At 45.5% G+C, this 15,370-nt stretch carries 11 protein-coding genes; 5 read left to right on the top strand and 6 right to left on the bottom strand.

Going from position 1 to position 15,370, the window contains the following annotated elements; translation table 11 throughout:
* Positions 1-4: 4 nt before the first annotated feature.
* Together Q1V85_RS17580 and Q1V85_RS17575 are read left to right on the top strand one after the other, a co-directional pair.
* Complete coding sequence (locus Q1V85_RS17580) at positions 5-2,167, top strand: S46 family peptidase (RefSeq protein ID WP_300601859.1); 2,163 nt, start codon at positions 5-7, stop codon at positions 2,165-2,167.
* Between the two features lie 74 nt (positions 2,168-2,241).
* Entirely contained in the window at positions 2,242-3,339 is a 1,098-nt protein-coding gene (locus tag Q1V85_RS17575; protein ID WP_300601858.1) for a mandelate racemase/muconate lactonizing enzyme family protein, read from the top strand.
* Between the two features lie 282 nt (positions 3,340-3,621).
* Here the strand turns inward: Q1V85_RS17575 and galE are convergent, their stop codons facing one another.
* From galE to Q1V85_RS17560, 3 genes are all read right to left on the bottom strand, one after another.
* Positions 3,622-4,647, bottom strand: a complete 1,026-nt coding sequence (gene galE / locus Q1V85_RS17570; RefSeq protein ID WP_300601857.1) for a UDP-glucose 4-epimerase GalE — start codon at positions 4,645-4,647, stop codon at positions 3,622-3,624.
* Positions 4,648-4,805: 158 nt separating this feature from the next.
* A complete protein-coding gene (locus tag Q1V85_RS17565) occupies positions 4,806-6,038 on the bottom strand; it encodes an inorganic phosphate transporter (RefSeq protein WP_300601856.1) in 1,233 nt (410 codons plus the stop codon).
* Between the two features lie 90 nt (positions 6,039-6,128).
* Positions 6,129-6,776 carry a DUF47 family protein gene (locus tag Q1V85_RS17560; RefSeq protein WP_090392017.1) on the bottom strand — a complete coding sequence of 216 codons (648 nt, stop codon included), beginning with the start codon at positions 6,774-6,776 and terminating at the stop codon, positions 6,129-6,131.
* 277 nt (positions 6,777-7,053) lie between these two features.
* Between Q1V85_RS17560 and Q1V85_RS17555 the strand changes: the two genes are divergently transcribed.
* Positions 7,054-9,840: a carboxypeptidase regulatory-like domain-containing protein gene (locus Q1V85_RS17555; RefSeq protein WP_300601855.1), complete on the top strand. Its 2,787-nt coding sequence runs from the start codon at positions 7,054-7,056 to the stop codon at positions 9,838-9,840.
* 81 nt (positions 9,841-9,921) lie between these two features.
* Positions 9,922-11,385, top strand: a complete 1,464-nt coding sequence (locus tag Q1V85_RS17550) for a hypothetical protein (protein ID WP_300601853.1) — start codon at positions 9,922-9,924, stop codon at positions 11,383-11,385.
* A 98-nt stretch (positions 11,386-11,483) separates the two neighbouring features.
* On the opposite strand, the gene Q1V85_RS17545 is transcribed toward Q1V85_RS17550, so the two are convergent.
* From Q1V85_RS17545 to Q1V85_RS17535, 3 genes are read right to left on the bottom strand one after another with little or no spacing between them, the layout of a single operon-like run.
* The gene (locus tag Q1V85_RS17545; protein ID WP_300601852.1) at positions 11,484-12,206 is read right to left on the bottom strand and encodes a LytTR family DNA-binding domain-containing protein; all 723 of its coding nucleotides are present in this window, start codon (positions 12,204-12,206) and stop codon (positions 11,484-11,486) included.
* The gene (locus Q1V85_RS17540) at positions 12,203-13,276 is read right to left on the bottom strand and encodes a histidine kinase (protein ID WP_300601851.1); all 1,074 of its coding nucleotides are present in this window, start codon (positions 13,274-13,276) and stop codon (positions 12,203-12,205) included. The genes Q1V85_RS17545 and Q1V85_RS17540 overlap by 4 nt, the downstream gene beginning before the upstream one ends.
* 41 nt (positions 13,277-13,317) lie before the next feature.
* Positions 13,318-13,452, bottom strand: coding sequence for a hypothetical protein (locus Q1V85_RS17535; protein WP_300601849.1), 135 nt, complete (start codon positions 13,450-13,452; stop codon positions 13,318-13,320).
* A gap of 10 nt (positions 13,453-13,462) precedes the next feature.
* On the opposite strand from Q1V85_RS17535, the gene Q1V85_RS17530 reads away from it, so the two are divergent.
* Positions 13,463-15,211, top strand: coding sequence for a hypothetical protein (locus tag Q1V85_RS17530; RefSeq protein WP_300601848.1), 1,749 nt, complete (start codon positions 13,463-13,465; stop codon positions 15,209-15,211).
* The last annotated feature ends 159 nt before the right edge of the window (positions 15,212-15,370 follow it).

Raw genomic sequence — 15,370 nt, 5'->3', positions numbered from 1 at the left:
TCGAATGAAAAAAAGTTTTCTGTTACTGTTGGTTTTTGTCACCGCAGTGTTTCGTTCCTATGCCGATGAAGGAATGTGGCTGCCGCAGCTGCTGGGCCAGCAGGTGTACAACGACATGGTGAAGAAGGGCCTGAAGCTGAGTAAAGAACAATTGTACAGTGTTAATAAAAATTCGCTGAAAGATGCCATTATCATATTTGGCGGAGGCTGTACCGGTGAAATTGTAAGTGCGGAAGGATTGATTTTTACCAATCACCACTGCGGATATGATGCCATTGCCAGCGCCAGCACGGTAGACCATAACTACCTGCGCGATGGTTTTTATGCGCGTAATAAAGGAGAAGAAATAAAAACCAAATTAAGCGTGCAGTTTTTATTGCGCATTGAAGATGTGACCAAAGAGGTAACAGATGCGCTGGGTACATTGAGCGGGAAAGAGCGGGCCGATAAACAAACGGAAGTACTGGCGGCGATTAATAAACGCATGAGTGATGCGGCAGCCAGTATCGAAACCCGGGTTAGTCCCCTGTTTAAAGGCAACCAGTACCTGGCGTTTGTATATGAACGCTACAGCGATATCCGGCTGGTAGGAACGCCCCCGGAAGCTGTTGGTAAATTTGGCGGAGACACAGATAACTGGGAATGGCCGCGCCATACCGGCGACTTTTCTGTGTTTCGTGTGTATGCCAACAAACAAAACAAACCGGCTGCATATGATCCGGCCAATGTGCCTCTAAAACCCAAATGGTTCCTGCCCGTTTCTTTAAAAGGTGTAAAAGAGGGCGATTTTGCCATGATCTGGGGTTATCCCGGAGGAACCAATCGCTATGAGTCTTCTTACGGGATCAAACTGGCTACGGATATTAATAACCCTACCCTCGTAGCGTTAAGGGATGTGCGCCTGAAATATATGTTTGAGCAGATGAAGAAAGATCCCGCCATAAAATTAAAACTGGCTTCCAGCTATGCCGGTATTGCCAACTACTGGAAGTTTTTCGACGGGGAAACCAAGCAGCTGTTGAAATATGATGTTTACGGACAAAAGAAAACCGCGGAAGACCAATTCAATGCCTGGGCTAAAGGAAAGCTGGAATATCAGCATATTTTTGCAGACTGGGCAAAGGCCTATGAAGACTGGAGGCCGTATGCAAAGGCAAGGGTATATCTGAATGAAGGTGTGCTGGGCTCCCCGCTGATTAGCTTTGCCGGATCGCTGATCGCATTGAGAAATGCGCTGGTAACCGGTGCATCACAGGAAGACCTTTCGAAGGCGGTTGCCGGTGCCGCAGCTGCCCGGGAAACGTTTATAAAGGATGAGGACAAGCCATCCGATCAGCATATACTGGCAGCGGTTACCCAAATGTTTTATGAGCAGGTAGATAAGAGTCAGCAACCGGAAGTATTTTACGAAGATCTCCAGGCAAAATACGGGAATCTTGCAGATGCCGGCACCTATAAAAAATATGCGGCCGATGTATTTGCCAACACCTTCCTGTTTGATGATGCAAAATGGAAGGCCTTTACAGGGAGCCCGGATCTGAAAACATTGGACAACGATCCGGCATTTGCCCAGGCAGCTGCATTCATCAGCAATTACCAGCGAACGGTAAGTCCGAAATACCTGGAATTTACGGCAAAAAATGCTGATTATGGCCGGTTGTATCTAAAAGGTGTAATGGCGATGAATCCCGCAAAAGCAAAGATGATGTACCCGGATGCCACTTTTACCATGCGGGTAAGCTACGGACAGGTGAAAGCGTATAAACCCCGGGATGCCGTATTTTATGATTTTGTAACCACATCAAAGGGAATACTGGAAAAATACAAACCCGGCGATTATGAATATGACCTGCCGGCAAAACAGATCGAATTATTGAAGAAGAAGGATTTTGGCCAGTATGCCGATCCGGTTCGTAAGGACCTGGTAGTAGGCTTTATTACCTCCAATGATATTACCGGTGGTAATTCCGGGTCCCCGGTGATCAATGGCAACGGAGAGCTGCTGGGCCTGGCCTTTGACGGCAACTACGAGGCGCTCAGCCACAAGCTGGCGTTTGACAAAGACCTGAACCGGACCATTAATGTGGATATCCGCTATGTATTGTGGTGTATCGATAAACTGGGCGGTGCTACCAATATTATTAAGGAATTAAAGTTGGTGCGGTAAACCGATAATTTTTTTGAACGTTATCAATATATTGAAAAGCGGCGCATAAGCGTCGCTTTTTGTATTTTTAGCACATGCAATCATTAACCATTACAAAGATCGACCGCTACAAACTGTTTATTCCCTTAAAGGAACCCTTTATCATTTCCCTGGGGCCGCTGTACAATGCGGAAAGTGTTATTGTAAAAATAGAAACCAATGCCGGAATTACCGGCTGGGGAGAGTGCAGCCCGTTTATGAGCATCAATGGCGAGTCGGCGGATACCGGTTTGGTGGTGGGCCGGTATTTTGAAAAAGCCCTGCTGGGTAAAGATCCCCTGGCTATCGGCGACCGCATCGCAGATATGGACCGGATCATTTATGGCAACAAAAGCATCAAGAGTGCTTTTGATATGGCCTTATATGATATTGCTGCAAAACATGCCGGGCTACCGCTTTATCAATTCCTGGGAGGAAAAAAGGACAAAGATATTACCACCGATTATACCGTAAGCGTAGGAGATCCGGAAAAAATGGCGGCGGATGCCTTAAAAATAAAAGAACAGGGGTTTCCGGTCATTAAGGTAAAGATCGGTAAGGGCGGCGCACAGGATGTAGAACGGATCCGGGCCATACGGAGAGCAGTGGGCAATGAAATCCCGCTGCGGGTGGATGCCAACCAGGGCTGGAACAAAGAAGAGGCCATCGAAACCCTGCAAGCACTGGAACCCTTTAATATCCAGCATTGCGAAGAGCCCATTCCCCGCTGGGCGTTTATGGAGCTGCCGGAGATCAAAGCGCAAAGTCCCATACTTATGATGGCAGATGAAAGCTGCTGCGATCAGCATGATGTACAACGGCTAATTAAGATGGGCGCCTGCGATCGCATCAATATCAAACTGGGAAAAAGCGGCGGTATTTATAATGCCCTGGAGATGATCCGGCTGGCAGAAGCCGCCGGTATGGAAATACAGATCGGTGCCTTCCTGGAGTCGCGGCTGGCCATGACGGCCTTTGCGCACCTGGCGCTTTGCAGTAAAAATATTGTGTATTTTGATTTTGATACCGCGCTGATGTTTAGCGAAGACCCGGTTGAAGGTGGCATGGTGTATAAAGAAAACGGCCGGATTGAAATTCCGGATGCTCCGGGAATTGGGGCAGTGATAAAGGAAGGCTTCCTAAAGCCGGCATAATATATAAGCGATCAGCATTTAGCCATCAGCGTCTCAAATCTGAATGCTAAAAGCTAAATGCTGATCGCTGACCACTGATAACCGAGAGATAAGCTTTCAGCCTTCAGTTATTAGTTTTCAGTAGTGCCTCTCCCGTTCGGGGGTAATCGCCAGTTTTCAGCCGTTGCTGCTTCTATTCGGAGCAATAAATCTATATAAGATCCGCATTGAATATGGATCTGCTTAGCTCAATCGAAATCATCTGATAACTGATAACTGATCGCTGACCACTGATAGCTGTTATTACTGCGGTTCTTTGGCCAGCTTCTGCTCCCATTCCCAGGCGGTACGCATCATATCATCCAGGCCATATTTAATATCCCAGCCCAGGCTTTTTACCGCATGGTCGTTATTGGCATAAATGGCGATTACATCACCCGGCCGGCGGGGCCCGATTTCATAATTCAATTTGGTACCGCTTACCTTTTCAAAAGATTGAATGGCTTCCAGCACGGTAACGCCATTCCCGGTGCCCAGGTTAAAGATCTCATAATTGCTCTTATTTTTTACGGATTCCAGGTATTTGATGGCCAGGGTATGTGCGTGGGCAATATCGCTTACGTGAATAAAATCGCGCAAACAGGAACCATCGCGGGTATCATAATCCGCACCATAAACCGTCATTTTGGGCAGTTTGCCAATGGCGGTCTGCGTAATGGCCGGAACCAGGTTTTGCGGACGGCCGATGGGCAATTCGCCGATCTGGATAGACGGGTGCGCCCCTACCGGGTTAAAATACCGCAGCGCGATCACATTGGTATCAAAAACCTTTGCAAAATCGGTCAGGATCTGTTCGCCCATTTGCTTGGTTGCACCGTAAGGCGATTCTGCCGGTTTGGTAGGCGTTGTTTCCACTACCGGTATCGCATCGGGGTTGCCGTAAACGGTACAGGAAGAAGAGAAAACGAAATAAGGCGTATCAAAATCCCGCGCACATTTTAATATATTGATCAGGGAGTTCAGGTTGTTTTCATAATAAACCAGGGGCATTTCTACCGATTCGCCCACCGCTTTATAAGCCGCAAAATGAATGATGCCGGTAATATCCGGGTTTTCTTCAAAAATGGCATGGGTATCATCAAAATTGCAAAGATCCACTTTGTAATTCTTTACCGTTTGGCCGGTGATTTTTCCAACATTTTCCAGTACAAAGGGCTGGGAACGGCTGTTATTATCTACTGAAATGACCTCATACCCGTTTTCAATTAAATCAACAATGGTATGCGACCCGATATAGCCACAACCTCCCGTCACTAAAATCTTACTCATATAAATTTTATTGAGCTACAAAGGTGCGGTTTTTTTTGTTAGGTTCCAGATGCTCGCAGCGGATCGCTGAAGGCGAATGGCTGACTGCTGATACCGGATAAAAAAAAGTATCCGGGTGCGGATACTTTTTCTGTATTGACAGGTATAATATGGACTTCCTATTGGATACCCGGCACTACCAGTTTCATAATAAAATAAACGATGCTCGCAAGCACAGCGCTCACAGGAATCGTCAGGATCCAGGCCCAGATAAGGTTAATGGTTACCCCCCAGCGTACGGCAGACAGGCGTTTGGTGGCCCCTACTCCCATAATGGATCCGGTAATGGTATGTGTGGTACTTACCGGTATTTTCATGGCCTCTGTAGCAAACAGGGTCAGCGCACCAGCCGTTTCCGCAGCCACTCCTTCAAAAGGGGTTACCTTGGTGATCTTGGTTCCCATGGTTTTTACAATTTTCCATCCCCCGCTCATGGTGCCCAGGGCAATGGCGGTATAGCAGGCCAGCGGTACCCAAACCACCATATGGTTAAGGTTATAGCTATTGGGATCATAGGCCACCAGGGCCACCATAATAATACCCATTACTTTCTGCGCATCATTTCCGCCATGTCCAACACTGAAGATGGCCGAGGAAACCAGTTGCAGCCGCTTAAACCAGATATTGGCGCGGTGTGCATTCAGGCCGCTCAGGAACAGGGAGAAAATGGCCATAATGATCAGGATCAGTCCTAATAAGATAAATTTAAAGTTGTGCGAGTAAAAGACCACCTTCAAAAAATAAGATTCATAATGTGATTTCAGTTTTTCCGGATCGGTTTCCAGTACAAAACTTAAAAACACAAATACTGCAGCAATCACCAGGAAGGAAAAAAGTTTTATCCGCCAGCCCTTTTTAAACGAATTCATAAACCAGATCGAAAAAAGAAAGGCCATGATCATACCGATAATGGGCGCCAGGAATATAAATGCCGCAATGGTCAGGATCACACCGGAGTTTACAGCGGTAAACGGGTTGCTTTCGCCCATTCCGATGGCATGGGAGATGCCGGCTCCGGCAAAACCACCGATGAGGGTATGTGAAGAAGAAGAAGGAATACCCCGCCACCAGGTAAACAGGTTCCAGATAATGGCAGCCATAAGCCCGGCAAAGATCACATTAAGGTCAATAAAATGCTCCTTCACGGTTTTGGCAATGGTATTGGCCACCCCGTGATCCTTAAAAATAAAATAAGCTACGAAATTGAACAGGGCTGCCCAGATCACCGCCTGAAAAGGGGTTAATACTTTTGTGGATACAACGGTAGCGATGGAGTTGGCTGCATCATGAAACCCGTTAATATAATCAAAGATCAACGCCAGGGCTATGATAACAACAAGATAAGTAAACATAAATTAATGTGCTGATTTGATAATAAGCCAATAAAAAACCGGTTGGTATACGCATACAATAAACCATCAACGATGATTTACGAACCGGTCTTATGCATATTTAATAATAATGGATTCAATTACGTTTCCCACATCTTCACATTTGTCCGTAACAACCTCCATCGCCTGGTATACTTCTCTTTTCTTGATTACTTCTTTTGCGTCTGCCTCTGTATCAAATAAATATTCGATGCTTAAGTCAAAAACATCATCAGCCTGGTTTTCGATGCTGTTTATTTTTACAAGGGCTTCGGTAATATTGCGTACTTTTTTCATATCCCGCAGCTCCATTACGGCCGCCTGTACCTGTTCAGCCGCCTGTACGATCAGTTCCGCCATCTTCTGTATCCCCGTTTCATTCGGGTTTACCCGGTAAGTGGTGATCTTTTTGGCAGTGGCATAGATATAATCGGCAATATCATCCAGCGATGTGGCCAGGTAGTGAATATCTTCCCGGTCAAAGGGGGTGATAAAATTCCGCCCCAGTTCTGTAAAAACGCTGTGGGTCAGCTCATCGTTACCATGTTCCATATCAATAATGGACTGAGAAAGGGAATTCCGCTTATTGATATCGGTTTCATTGACCATCTGCTTTAAAAGTTTCCCCATAGAAGTCACATTGGCTGCTATTTTTTCAAACAATTCAAAGAAAACGGTATTGCTGGGGGTAAAGATTTTGAGAAATGAGTTAAGTCCCATGGTATGTTTTTAAAATTGGTGGCAAAATTATCCCGTTCGCTGAAGTATCACCATAAAATTACAGGAATTAATAATTCCTTAATATAGGAATTGCGGTTTCATTTAATTTTTAGCGTACAAAAACAGCGGGTTTAATCATCAGCAGGTGTGTTTTTCAACAAAAAATGCATCTTCCCGCCGCGGATTAACATTAAGGTAATGTTGAGGTGATGATTTGGTAACATGCGGGTAACAATGCAGTAATACGGCAGTATGACTTTTGCATCAAATTTTGAATATGCAATTAAGGCTGCTTTTTGTTTTGCTGCTGAGTTTTACAATAACCGGGTTTATAAATGCCCAAACATTGTCGGGGAAGGTCACCAACACACAAAATGAGCCGGTGGTAGGAGCCACTATAAAACTAACAGGTGGCGCTAAAGGTACAACCACCAACGTGGAAGGCCGGTTCAGCTTAAGTCTGACGGCCGGTAAAAAATATGAGATCGAAATAACCGCCATTAACTATCAGACCAAAACAATTAGCGATATAGAAGCGGTTAACGGGGCCTTTAATGATCTGGAAGTGACGCTTGATAATAAAACTGCGGAACTGGCAGGAGTGGTGGTAACCGCTAAAAGAACAACCGCAAAAATGGAAACCGCAGCCTCTGTAATACAATTTCAGAAAAACACCAATACGGTAGCGTCTGTAATCTCAGCCGAATCTATAAAAAGGTCGCCAGATAAAAATACCGGAGAAGTGTTGAAAAGGACCCCGGGAGCGAGCCTGATTGACGGAAAATTTTTGGTGGTAAGGGGTCTGGCCGACAGGTATAACCAGGCAATGCTGAACGGTATTTTGTTAACCAGCACAGAGCCGGATCGAAAAACCTTTTCGTTTGATATTATTCCATCGCAGATGATAGATAATATTATTATTAATAAAGCATTTGTACCTGAGTATCCGGGTGAATGGGCCGGGGGGCTGATCCAGGTAAATACAAAAGATATCCCGGCAAAAAATTTCTTCAATATTCAGATTGGTACCGGTTTCAACGCTCAAACGATTGGCAAAGATTTTTATAAGGCAAAAGGCGGAAAACTGGACTGGTTGGGTATTGAGGACGGCACAAGAGGGTTGCCAAAAAGCTATACCACCAAGTCGGCCTTTAATATGCTGACGCCGGCGCAAAAGACAGCCATTGGAAAGGAAATGAACAATGACTGGGCTGCAACACCACACAATGTATCGCCCAATATCTCATTTCAAACAAACGGCGGGTTTACCGGGTCGCTTTTTGGTAAAAAAATAGGAGGAATTATTGGTCTGAATTATAACAAATCCAACCGGTTTATTGATATTCTTAACCAGGGGCAAACGCTGGTGCAAAATGAATTCAGCCAGAATTTCAGCTATCATGACAACCGCTATGTGCAGGAGGTTACGGTGGGAGCGCTGGCAAGTGTTTCATTGCAGCTGAATGCACAAAACAAAGTCGCATTAAAGTCTATCATTAATGTAAATACCAATAATGCCGCAATACAGCGAAGCGGAATAAATAATGCTACCAGCGATGATGTATATGGAGGAGAGTTAACATTTAAGGAAAATACATTTTTTACAACCCAGTTAAGCGGAGAACACAGTATACTAACACCATTAAAATTGAAATGGTATGGCGCTTTTAATATCCTGGATGGTTATAGCCCGGATCAACGGAGATATCAGTATACCCGGGCTACCGGTACCCAAAATCCTTACCAGTTTCTTATCGGTAACTCCCTGGCGCAGGAAAGTGGCAGCAGGGTCTTTCAAAGTTTAAATGACTATATATACACAGCAGGTGGCGATTTATCATATAATTTTGATATCAACGGGCAAAAACAAACAGTAAAAACCGGCTACATGCTGCAGGTAAAGGATCGTTTGTTTGATGCGCAACTTTTTGCCAACTATCTGCCAAGAGATAATGCCGCATTACGCCAGCAGCCTATCGATAAAATATTTGCGCCGGAAAATTTTGGAGATGGATCAGCAGGCAGTACGCTGTTTGCTTTTAACTCGATCAATAATAAAAATTTCAGATATCTATCCAATACTATTTTAAACGCAGGATTCCTGCAATTTGATAACCAGGTTTCCTCAAAAGTTCGTTTGGTATGGGGCCTGCGAATAGAAAATTTTGATCAATTGCTGGGTACTGTAAAAAAATGGGATACAGACCGGCATAAGCATACCAACCAAACAGATTTTTTGCCTGGGCTAAATGCAACGTTAAAATTGAACAACAAGACAAACCTGCGGCTTACAGGTTCTCAAACAGTGATCCGTCCGGAGCAAAGGGAACTTGCAGCCTTAACCTTGTATGATTTTGAACTTAACTCTGCAATAATGGGAAACCCCAACCTGGTTCGAACAAAAGTGTCAAACGCAGATCTGCGGTATGAGATTTATCCACGTTCAGGAGAAATGCTGACGCTGGGTACATTTTATAAATACTTCGATAAACCCATTGAGCAAAATCTTCAGCAGGGAGGCGCCATTTTTGAATTTCAAAACCCCGATAAGGCAACAGCCTATGGCGCAGAAATTGAGTTTCGTAAACGGCTGGATGTGCTTGATGTCTTAAGAAATTTTACAATACAGGCAAATGCGGCGTATATTAAAAGTGAAGTAACAGATAAAAAAAGAGATATCAACAGACCTCTGCAGGGACAATCGCCCTACCTGTTGAATTTTGCGTTGATGTATGATCTTGAAAAGGCCGGACTCAATGCAACGATGTTGTATAACCAAATAGGCAAGCGTATTTATCTTGTAGGAGATATACCCGCTGCCGGCGGAGATGGTTCTGCTGATGTATGGGAGGCGCCCAGGCCTGTATTGGACTTTCAGCTTACAAAAAAAGTACTGCGAACCAGGGGCGAATTGCGACTCAATATTTCCGATATTTTAAATCAGACGCAACGCTTTTATCAAAATAAAGACGACAATACCAACTTTCAAAAGGATATTGACCGCTATCGGTTTACCAGGAAGTTTGGAACAACATTTAGTTTAACATTTAACTACTCACTGTAATAAATTTCAAATCCGGAATTACGAAATGAACGGAGATCGTCATTTTCAGCAATTCCCTAAGGACAAACAAAAAGTAAAAATATGAAAAAGTACATTTTTTATGTAGTTGCCCTGATGACGATCTGCACCATCGGCTGCCGTAAAATTGAAATGGATGGCGAGCCCATTATTATTGAAGTTCCCGGAGGAAACGATGGAGGCACCAACCCTGTTGGGAAGTCGGTAACGCTTAAAGGGCACGTTACAAAAGATACAACATTGTATGCAAAAGATAAGAACATCATTTCCGGATTTGTTTATGTAGATGCGGGGGTTACATTAACAGTTGAGAAGGGCGCAACCGTGAAAGGAGACTATGCAAGCTCTGAAGCATCAACATTAATTATTAAGAGAGGCGCAAAAATTATGGCTGCCGGTACACAGGAGGCGCCGATTGTATTTACATCCTCTTCTCCAACGCCTCAATCGGGCGACTGGGGAGGGATTGTATTGCTTGGCAAGGCATCCATTAATGCTAAAAACGGAGGTGCGCCCGCACTGTATATTCCTGAAGGAGGATTTAACAATGCGGCAGGTGATGGTTTGGCCGGATGGGGCGATGCCGTGGCTCCAAAAGCAGTAGATGATGACAACTCGGGGGTATTGCAATATGTAAGAATTGAATATGCCGGTAATGCATATTTGCCCAACCAGGAAATAAACAGCCTTACCATGGCTGCCGTGGGTAGCGGAACAACCATTGATCACATACAGGTTTCATATGCAAAGGACGATGCCTTTGAATGGTTTGGCGGTACGGTAAATTGTAAATATTTGATTGCGTATAAAACCCAGGACGATGATTTTGATTCCGATAACGGATATAGCGGCAGTGTACAGTTTGGGCTCATTGTAAGGGATTCAACAATTGCCGATGTATCTAAATCAGAGAGCTTCGAAAGTGATAACGACGGAGATGGAAGCGACCTTACTCCACAAACGAAAGCAGTTTTCTGTAATATATCTTCTTTTGGTCCTTTAGCAACGCCTAACAATGTGGGCAATGCCAATTATCTTGGTCCGGCCGTACAGATCAGAAGAAATTCTTCAATTTCGATTTTTAACTCTGCATTTGTTGGTTGGCCTGTGGGCATTTTAATTGATGCAACCAAGGGAAAACATACCGATTTAAACATCGCCGCAGGTACACTGCAGCTAAGTGGAATTATTTTAGCAAGCTGCAAAACTCCTTTAGATTATACGGAGGCAGGAACATCCACCTATTCCCTGGCAGCGCTTACAACCTGGTTTAAAGGCAACGCGAAAAATAAAATTCTTACTCAGAATGGCGTTCAGGATATTTATACAAGGCCATTTGACTATAACTCGCCAGATTGGATACCTTTTGGAAACTCCGCAGTTGTAATACCTGCAGCTTCCAATAATTATTTTGATGATCCGATATTAACTGCAAGACCATTTATTACTAAGGTCGACTTCCTCGGGGGAATTGCTCCCTCTGGTCCAAATGCTGGTTGGCATAAAGGTTGGACAAAGTTTAATTAATATGTAAATCCGGATAAAACTTAAAGCGCTTCGACTGAGGCGCTTTTTTTATTTTATAACATAACAGGAATGGAGGCCAGGGCGTATACGGAAAAAGCCTATCCCCTGTCAACAAGCCGGTTTTTTACAAATTCATCAAAGAAAAATGCCCGGTACGCATCGCCGATGGGGATCTCATGCTCCCGGATCTGTACGCTGTTGTTGTTAAAGGATGTAATATGTGCTACATTGATGAGGTAAGATTTGCTGATACGCACAAAAACCTGCTGCGGCAGCTGTTCATGAATGGTCTTTATATTCATGGCCGTAATGATCTTCCTGTTTTCCAGGTAAAGCACCACATAATCCTTTAAACCTTCTATAAACAAAAGCTCCCGGAAGAAGACTTTATAGTACTTCCGGTCCGATTTTACAAAGATATAGTCGGCCGCAACCGACGCAATGGTATCATTGGCCGGAAGATGCAGTAAGCCATGATAGGCAATGGCCTTTTGAACCGCTTTCAAAAACCGGTCGTGGTGAATGGGTTTTACCAGGTAGTCAATTGCCGCCAGCTCGTAACTGTCAACGGCGTATGCGGTATGCGCGGTAATAAAGATCACCAGGGTTTTACCGGAAAGAGCGGAGGCCAGCTCCAGGCCATTCATGCCGGGCATCTCAATATCCAAAAACACCAGGTCTGCGGGAAATTGCTGCAGGAACCGGAGCGCGGAAGCGGCATTATTAAAACTACCCGTAAGCCTTAATTCCGGTATACCGGCAATCAGCAGTTGAACGCCTTCGCGCGCCAATGGTTCGTCATCAATAATAATGCAGTTCATAGAGGTAAAGTTAATACAACCTGGTAATGATCCGGTGCCGCATCTATCTGAAGATGGTGCCGGTCTCCATAAAGCAGTTCCAGCCTTCGCATTACATTTGTAAGTCCCAGTCCGCCCCCTTTTAAGTTGGAAACCGGTATGAGAGGCCGGGAATTTTTGCAGGAAAAATAAAGATGGGTACCGGAGGTTTTGAACAGAAGATGAACCTCCGATCTTCCTGATGGGTCCGCGCTGTGCTTAACGGCATTCTCCACAAAGCTGATGAATAAAAAGGGGGGTACCATCCGGTTTCCCGGAAGCTGCTCCGTGGTGATGCTGAATGCAAACTGATCCCGCCGGAGTTGCTCCAGTTCCAGGAAATCGTTGAGAAAGCGGATCTCCGCCAACAGCAATACGGTTGCCCGGGAACTGTCGTACAACTGGTAGCGCAACAAATCCGAAAGCTTTACCACAACCGTTGCGGCTAATACCGGGTCTTTCTGGATCAGGATATGCGTGTTATTCAGCGTATTGAATAAAAAATGGGGGTTTACCTGGCTTTTAAGCTGGTCAAGCTCAGATTGCAGCCGTGCAACTTCCAGTTGCCGGAACCGGTGGGCGTCTTCAATCCAGCGCTGCAGCAATTTAATACTGGTAGATGCCGCCAGCAGTACACAGAGGGCAAAGAGAAATGAAAAAACCGTATCCGGGGTAATGGCCTCCTCTTTGGCTGGCGCGATCCGGTAGGGTGCAATGAGTTGCCGGCCACCTTCAAAAATGAGAAAAAAACAGGCCGTGGCTGTAAAAAGAACCAGCAGGAAATAACTGAGGTACCTGCGCCGGAATAAAAAACGGGGCACAAAATAATACATGTTCAAATAGGGCAGGCCGGTAAGCCACACCAGCAATACCACTTTCATAATGATTTCCCCGGTACGGCTGTACTCTTCGTTATTGCTTTTTACCACCAGGATGCCGACCAGGAAAATACAGAGTAAGTGCCGCCAGGGCCGCCATTGCGGACTCATAAAAAAACGCAGCCACAGGTTGTCGCTCCGGTCCTGTACCGGACCGGTATAAGGAGTTGCCATGTTTGCAAATTAGGTTTTTTAAACGGATTGCATCAATGGGTTTACAGGGCCGCAGACCGGGTTTTATAAGTATAACCACCGGCGGCGTTGGTATAAAAAACCGCCGGGTTGGTATAAAACTTCCCAGTGTCATAGCTGCCGCGGATACATTTGCCTCTTTGTAATGAGTCAGTCATTTATTTTCCAATGATGCAATATTTGTGGAAATGCATTTGCCTGGGATTTTTATTGATAGCGGCGGCGGATGCCCGGGCATACAGCTATGGAGAGCATAAAGAGATCGGTGACCAGGCATTGATCCTGTTCCTGAAGCGATACGGCTCGCGGCAAAACGATTCCCTGTTACGTTCCTATTGGGGGCTGGCAGAAAATGATAAGGGCTTCTTTTTCCCGGAGCTATCCGGTGAGGATGGAATTTTAGTCACCTACGGTATGCTGAATGCCTTAAGCGGCGATCATGAAAGCGATCCCCTCTTACTGGAGGAGCAGCTGCGCAGCCGTCATTCGGTGATCCGCAAAATTGCCGCCCTGCATCAGCAATATATTTCTATGGGATATACCGCGGCGCCCGATGGAAAACTAACCCGTGTAGACATGCGCTATGCCTTGCTGGCAGCAGTGAATCTTTCGCATTTTTATGAGTACCGTAAAACCTTCCAGCAGCAGCTGCGGCATTTTAATAAAGCATTTATCCGCGATTGCCAAAACCCGGCAGCCGTGCCGGCGCTGTTTAAAAAACTGGGAAAGACCAATGCGCTTACGATGTATGTATCCCTGCATGCGCTGGCCATAGACCTGGCGGAACAGGGTGGACAACTGGCCCGGAACGGAAATGACGCGGGTGCCCGGAAGATCCTGTTTTATGCCCTGCTTTTTAACGGGTTTGCCGATCATTTCCTGGAAGATGCGTTTGCTGCCGGGCACCTGGTGGTAAACCGGAGCGTGCTTGCATCTGTCACCAATAACAAGGCCCTGCATGATTTTTATTCGGAGCATGGCTGTACGGTTGTAAACAGCCGGGGAGAGCGGTGGCGGGCTTATGGCGACGGCCAGTTCAACCGCAGTCATCGCCAATGGCAAAACCAGTCCACGTTAGGCACCGTTCATTACGAACGTTACACACCAGAAGCCAGTCGTGTTATTGAAGCCGTAAGCCGTTCTCTTAACGATGTAGCTACTGCTTTTTACAGGGCGTATCAAAATGAACCATTCATCCCATTTCTTCAAACCATTCCCGATGAGCCAAAGGACCAGCCTTCCTTTTTCCTGCACCACCTGGCGGCACTTCAATTGGTTCCGGTGCCCTTCGGATCTGATCTTTCAACATTAGTGGCGAAGCCTGCGTTGCTAACACCCCAAAACCTGCAGGCCGTGCAGCCGTTGCAGCATCGTAATTTTATCCGCAACCGGGTGGCCAATTCCTTTATCATTACCACAACCGGGGCTTTTGCAGATCACATCATCAGGGGCGTGGGGATCCGTTTCAATGCAGGTAATTTCAGCCGGAAATTTGAATACAATACCAGCGGAACAAAAAAGGGCATGCTGGATTACTGGCATGGCTATACCATTAGCTATGACCTGCTGGATGAAAAAGCAGCTCCGGAAGCCTCCGCATTCAAGCGGGTGCAATTGCTGAAAGCAGGTATCCGCAGCAATGTGGATTATTGGGTCAGCAACCGGAAATTCATCGGGCTTTACAGTTATGTAGAAGCAGGAATGCAATTTTCAGGGGGCAGCACCTCCTTTGTTTTTGTTCCTTCCGCCGGTATACAATTTGCCTCCCTTTTTAACCTGAATTATTACAATATGCCGGTATGGGCCAGGGTACCCCTGCAATACCTGTTGCCCCTCAAGTTCCGGACCGGAAGCATCATTGCCCCGCACAACAAGCCGCGCTTTTTTTCTTCCCTGGATCTGGACCTGCTTTTTTAAAAAAAAGCAAATACCGATGAGGTCTATACCACGTGGAGTATAGACCTCATCGGTATTGCTGCTATTTGTGATCAAGAAACTTGTAATAATAATTCTTATTACAAAAATTGTGATTACAGGATTTGTGATAATGATTTTTGTAATCATAAAAAATATTAC

Source organism: Niabella sp., assembly GCF_030150205.1.
Classification (GTDB): Bacteria; Bacteroidota; Bacteroidia; order Chitinophagales; family Chitinophagaceae; genus Niabella.
The sequence above is the reverse complement of the archived record's forward strand: the minus strand, read 5'-3'. Positions and strand labels throughout refer to the sequence as shown.